The organism is Patescibacteria group bacterium (assembly GCA_020148045.1).
Classification (GTDB): Bacteria; Patescibacteriota; Minisyncoccia; order Minisyncoccales; family GWA2-38-27; genus JAHCRG01.
Genome location: JAHCRG010000009.1, coordinates 1 through 6,598, shown reverse-complemented (window position 1 = coordinate 6,598; position 6,598 = coordinate 1). Strand labels below are relative to the sequence as shown.

General features: G+C 34.4%; 3 protein-coding genes. All 3 read left to right on the top strand.

Going from position 1 to position 6,598, the window contains the following annotated elements; all coding sequences use genetic code 11:
- Nucleotides 1-318 precede the first annotated feature (318 nt).
- Nucleotides 319-3,267 (top strand): N-6 DNA methylase, encoded by a 2,949-nt coding sequence (locus KJA13_03055; GenBank protein ID MBZ9577992.1) that lies wholly within the window; start codon nt 319-321, stop codon nt 3,265-3,267.
- Between the two features lie 138 nt (nt 3,268-3,405).
- Entirely contained in the window at nt 3,406-4,833 is a 1,428-nt protein-coding gene (locus KJA13_03050; protein MBZ9577991.1) for a putative DNA binding domain-containing protein, read from the top strand.
- A 302-nt stretch (nt 4,834-5,135) separates the two neighbouring features.
- On the top strand, nt 5,136-6,392 hold the full coding sequence (locus tag KJA13_03045) for an endonuclease/exonuclease/phosphatase family protein (GenBank protein ID MBZ9577990.1): 1,257 nt from the start codon (nt 5,136-5,138) through the stop codon (nt 6,390-6,392).
- The last annotated feature ends 206 nt before the right edge of the window (nt 6,393-6,598 follow it).

Genomic DNA, 6,598 nt, shown 5'->3' with positions numbered 1-6,598 from the left:
GTTACATGGGAAGCACCGGCTTAACAACGGGTTGTCATCTTCACTTTGATGTTCTCAGCCGAGGAGTTCAGAATCCTTTAGCCAAGTATCCAGTCGGATCTTATCTAAATTGGGAATAATATAAAAAGAACGGGGTTAGACCCCACCCTATTAAAAATAACCGCTAAAAAAGAAGCGGTTTTATTTTTCTCTGATTCTATACATTTTCAATATTCAACGACAATTGCAGGCGAAATCTCATCGGTTTCGCTTTTTTGATTAGAAGTTTCTGAAGAAGTTTGTTATTATTAAATTGCATTTACTCTTCATAGAAATAACATGAGAAGAACAATAACAGAGCGGAGCTTATACCCTGAATTATCAAGATTACTGGAAGCAAATGGATTTGAAAATATCTCTGATATAGGAGTTAGACATGGCTATTTTGATTTTGAATGCTTTTATAAATCCAAAAGATTCATAGTTGAGATCAAAATAGGAACTGGAAGGTATTCCAAGAACCTTCTAAGAGGTGTTACTCAGGCTTGGGGTTATTGTCAAGATGTGAAGGGAGACGGAATTTTAGTCATAGAGTATCCGGCTCAAGTAAGAACTCCATTATTTATAAAACCTGACATAGTTAGGGATATAGCGACAGAAACCAAAGTTAATGCTATTGTCCTTTCCCATTTCTTTAATGAGAGTTTTACCTCCATCAAACCTTCAGAAGTTTTCTCAAAGCTTCGGTTTTCTATAGATGACTTTCTAGTCACCAAAGAAACTAAGACTTCATTTAAACTTGTTATAGAAGTCCTGAGGACTGGGATAGGTGTAATTTCGGAGATTTTAAGAGCACAAAGAACCAAAAAGGAAATTAGTGAATTAATAGAAACAGTAGTCGGGAGGTTTGATTTGTTCTTAGGACTAGGACAAATAGAAAAAACTAAAAAAGCTACGGAGGAACTCCAACTTACTGCTATTGATTTAATTCCTTATCTTCTTAGTAATCAGATACTTTTTTATCGTATATTTTCTGAGACTACTGGAAAGATAGAAAAATTAGAGGAAAATAAAATAACTTCTATCCAAGCCCTCAAAGATTATTTTAAGAAAGTCACTGATATCAACTACAAAGCAATTTATTCAGTAGATCTTGTTTCTAAACTCCCAGATCAAAAAGAGATTGTAGAGGAAGTCAGAGAAATTATTAAAGCAATAAATATTTTAAAACCAGAGTTTGTTAAACACGATTTATTAGGTAGGCTTTATCACGAACTATTGCCTCCAACCACAAGGAAAATCTTAGCGGCTTTTTACACGAACCCTGTAGCTGCAGATATCCTTGCAGAGTTAACAATCGATAAATGGGACACTACAGTTATCGATCCTGCTTGTGGCTCTGGGACTTTGTTAGTTGCCGCTTACAAGAGGAAGTTGGATCTTTACAAAGAAAAGAGAGAAATAGATTCTTTTTTAGAACTAGAAAAGCTTCATAAAAAATTTATTGAACAACAAATAACTGGAATAGATATAATGCCATTTGCTTCTCACCTTACTGCAGTTAATCTCGCTGCTCAAACTCCAAATGCCGTAACAAATAAAGTAAGAGTCGGTTGTCAGGATTCATTAGAGCTTCAAAACAGACTGATTCTCCCGGAATTTACCAAAGGCCCAGGGACTTCTATTGAGCCTTTTCGAGTCCCAACCCAAAAAGCAATTCAAGTTTTCGGGGAGGAGGTAGTTTTAGATCGTTCTGGAGCTATTGGACCTGAAGGTGAAAAAGGAGAGAAATTTTCGTTGAAGCCCGTAGATGTAGTTTTAATGAATCCACCATTCTCGGATAGAAATAAATTACCAAAACAGTATAGAGAGCATTTAAAAGATTTTCAGCATCTGATCACGAAGTGTGGTAATCGGATAAATTTCTGGGGATTTTTTTTAGCTCTTGTAGATTATCTATTAAAAGAAAATGGAAAAATGGGATTGGTTATTCCAATAAATATAGCTCGAGGGAAAGCCACCCAAGAAATAAGAAACTACATTTTGGAGAACTATCACATTCATTATATGTTAAAAACCACCGAAGATATTGCCTTTAGCGAAGGATCAGCCTTTAGAGACATTCTATTGATTGCAGAAAAAAGGAAGCCAAAAGCAAGAGATTTAACAGGAATTGTTTTTCTCAAGAGATCTATTAAAGAAATGAGCACAGAAGATGGAGAAAGGATTACCAAGAAAATTAAAAGTATTTCTAAAAATCAATCTACTTATTCAGACGAGGATATTGAGCTCCGTTTTATTAATTACAAGAAATTTTTAGATTATAGAGAAAACTTTATGCCGCTTATTGGTGGCGTTAGCCAAAACAATATGGAGATTTTAAGAGTATTTGTTGAAAGATCAATAAAGAATGAAGACAAGCTAACAAATTTAAAGAGCGACATGCTTAAGGAAGGGATAACATCACCGGAGGGTCTTGGACAACTTGTTTATATCACAAATCCTCTAGATGAGTCACGACTTAAAAGAGCTTTTATAGTTTTTGAGAGGGAAGAGCCAAAAAAAATTTACGCAGCGATTAAAGATACAAAATTTAAGTTAAAAATTCCAAAACAAGATATCAAGCCGTTGCTTAGGACATTAACCGGAATAAAAAAAATTGATATTGCAAAACAGCATGATTTTGTCACTACATGCGAATATAGCGATTTCAAGAAAGTTTTAGCTATTTCGAAATGGAAAAAGAAAAAATTTGACTGGAAGGTTATTCAAAAGAAGGTCGAAAACCTAGGGCTTTCTCGTTTAGTGGTCCCAGACAAGATAAATCTCTCTTCAAAAAATACACATCTTATAGCTTTATTTTCTGAAGAACCGCTCGTATTGTCTAATTTATTTTTTGCTTTTAGCAACTTAGACAAAAACGACTGTAAAATATACACTCTTAGTTTAAATTCTATTCTGTGTTTATCTCAATTTATTATTTATAAACCAGAAACACTCGGTACTTATATAAGAATGAGTGCTCACGATTGGGAATTAACTAAGCAAATAAATCCTAGATCAGTTTCAGAAAAAGAGAAGGAGACCCTCATGAATCTTTTTGAAAAACTCAAAGACGTAGAATTCCCTTCAATTATTGAACAATTAGAGAATAGATTCCCAGCGAGGATTGAGCTTGATAAAAAAATTCTAAAAATCCTTGGATTTTCTGATAAAGAAATTGATGAGTGGTTGCCTAAAATCTATGATATCTTAGTAAAAGAATTAAAAGCTATGAAAGAGATTTGATGAGCCAATTTCTCGTGTATAGCTAAACAGAAAAGCCCATTGCTGGGCAGGTTTTATTTCTCTTGAACTTGTCAAAAAATAGGGTTACCCTAAAAGTAGATAAAGCCCATCTATGAAAGAAAGAATAATTTTAAAATTATGGATGACCAAAACATCTTAAAATTAATTGAGCTAGCAGTAAAGTATCGTTCAGAGACCGATCAAATCGAATTTAAAGATGGTAGAGGAGGGTTGCCTAGAAGTGCCTGGAAAACAATCTCCTCTTTTTCTCAAAAACCAGGAGGTGGAGTTATTGTATTTGGAGGAATAGATGACAAGGCCAATAAAAAAATTGTATTAGTGGGTTTAAATAACATAGCTGAGATACAAGAGAAATTCAGTGATATGAACGCCAAAATGAGCTTCACGATCAGGCCTGAATATCATATATTAGAATACGATAACAAAAACCTGTTAGCAATTGTTGTTCCAGAATGCCCTGAACAATTTAAACCTTGTTATTATAAACCAGTTGGCCTACCACACGGGGCATATATTAGAGATGGCAACACCGATAGGAGAATGACTGAGGAAGAAGTTAGACGTTTAATTGCGCTTTCTAAAAAATTAAAAATTGATCGACTGAAAGCCAAAGATGTAGAGTTAGAAGATCTAGAGCTAGGCAAGATTACCGAGTTATTAATAAAAAGCGGTAAACAGACCAATAGAGTAGACGTTGATCATTCTCCTACTTTTAAGGTTTTAAAAAATTTGGGTATAGCTGATGATTTTAATGGCGCTAAAGCCCCAACTCTTGGTGGGTTTTTAATATTTGCTAAAGACAATAACCCTCAATCTTTTCAAGCATTCTCACGATATATTATTAGATGTGTAAGATATAAAGGTTTTACGGTGTCGAGCGATATCATTGATAAAATAGACATCGGAGGCACTTTAGACTATCAGATCGACGAAATGCAGAAATTTATTTTGAGGAATATTAAGAAAAGTGCTCATGTTGTGGGCGCTAAAAGATTTGAGAGATATGAATATCCAGAAAAGGCTATTAGAGAAATAGTAGCCAATGCGGTAATACACAGAGACTATCAGATTACAGAAACATATGCACAAGTAAATGTTTTTGGAGACAGAATTGAGGTTTTTAATCCAGGATGTCTTCCTCCAGGAGTAACTATCGAAAATATAAAAGATGCCCAGGTTAGTAGGAATGAGGTTATAGCTACAATTCTTAAAGATATGGGCTATTTAGAGGAATATGGTAGGGGCATTGATATTGTTTTTAATAAAATGGCCGAGTGGAATCTAATGAAACCTATTTTTAAAAATACCGCCAATAGTTTTAAGGTTATTTTACTCGGGAAAGAATTAAGTAAATTAAACGAAAGACAAATTAAAATTTGGGATCATTTAATTGAGAAAAAAAGGATAACAGCGAAGGAATGTGAAAAGTTATTGGAAGGCACGCCCAGGCCAACAATAAACCGTGATCTAAAAATAATGCAAGATATGAACTTAATTCATCCCATTGGCGAATCTGTGAGCACATATTATCAATTGAACTTTTGAAGTGGTGATATTTAGGTTATAAGCAATTAGAAGATACTAAAAATTTAGCTTAAAAGAAGCTATTTATTAAAGATGATAGAGTTATAAACAATTATAAGCTTTTAAAAAGAGTTAAAAAAATGCCTCATTGTTGAGACATTTTTTATTCTTCTAAACTCTTACTTCTAACTCAAACTTGAGATAATTATTCGACCATTGTCCATGGTCTTTCTAAAACTAAAAGGACCATCGCTGGGCCTATTTGTTTATTCAAGTTACTTCTATAGATTCTTTAAATTTGTTATAATAGGGTTAGGAAGAATATGGATACCAAAAGATTACTAAAAGGAAAAGGTATCGGGTTTGTAGTAATTATTGTGCTGATAATCATAATCGCCATTATCTATTGGCCAAAATGTACCCCTGATGGTTGTAATGGGAATTGCCCTGCAAATTGCACAGTAGCTCAAGATCCTGATTGCGGCTGCAAGGATGACAATGACTGCTGTGGAATTGGATGTACTTCCCAAAATGATAATAATTGTTCACCACCAGAAATCTGTGATAACCTCATAGATGATGACGGTGATGCCTTAATAGATTGTGATGATCCAGATTGTATTTTAGATCCTACCTGTATTCCTCCAGTCTGTACCCCTGATGGTTGTAATGGTATTTGCCCTGCAAACTGTACGGTAACTCAAGACCCAGATTGTGGTTGTCAGAATGACAATAATTGCTGTGGGGTTGAGTGCACTTTTCAAAATGATAATGATTGTCTGCCTGAATCAACGCTTAGAATTGCTGCTTTTAATATCCAAATATTTGGAAAGACAAAAAGAGAAAAGGAAGAAGTAATGAATGTATTGAAAAAGATTGCTCAAGAATTTGATATTATGCTTGTTCAAGAAATTAGGGACGTGAAGAAAGAAACTACTCCCTATTATCTTCAAAAAATAAACGAAGCAGTAGGTTATGAAAAATATGCTTTCAAGAGAAGTGAAAGGCTCGGAAGAAGCAGCGCTAAAGAAGCTTATGCTTACTTTTACGACACCGATAAAGTAGAATTCATTGAAAATTCTGACTATATATACAACGACGTGAATGATGTTTTTGAAAGAGAACCTTATATAGTCTCTTTTAGGAGTGGAAATTTTGATTTTACCCTCGTGGGAATCCATGTTAAACCGGATGATGCTGACTCCGAAATTGGTCATCTCGCCAATGTTGTTGATTCAATCTTAGCTAAGAACCCCAGCGAAGAGGATATTATTGTTATGGGGGACTTTAATGCCGACGGAAGTTATTTTGACGAGAATGACAATACCAATCCATTTAAAGCTTCTAAATTCCACTGGGTAATCACCAATGATATGGATACCATGACTAAAACTGACTGGACTTATGACAGGATGGTTATGATGGATAGTACACTTAACCATGAATATGCAGAAGATAGTGCTGAGGTTTTCTATTTTGATAAAGAATACGGAATTGATGATGAGACATTTGTTTGGGAAGTTTCAGACCATTACCCAATTTATGCAAATTTTAAGACTAATTTAATAGATGACGATTAAAAAAGAAATGTATGAACTGAAACTGTTTTAGAGTAGCTAAAATAAAAAAAGCCCATCGCTGGGCAGTTTTTATTACCCGAGAAAAACTCTCGGGCGCTCCCTCTCATGGACGATATTTATGCCTTTTCAAGTATATCCACTTGACTTGTTAAAGATAACAGCTATAATGGCTACAGACCCCGTAGTGTGAGAGAAACCTTTCTACT

Excerpts from the sequence above, each read along its gene's own strand:
- KJA13_03050 (MBZ9577991.1), top strand. The coding sequence starts at position 3,406 with ATGGATGACCAAAACATCTTAAAATTAATTGAGCTAGCAGTAAAGTAT.
- KJA13_03045 (MBZ9577990.1), top strand. The coding sequence starts at position 5,136 with ATGGATACCAAAAGATTACTAAAAGGAAAAGGTATCGGGTTTGTAGTA.
- KJA13_03055 (MBZ9577992.1), top strand. The coding sequence starts at position 319 with ATGAGAAGAACAATAACAGAGCGGAGCTTATACCCTGAATTATCAAGA.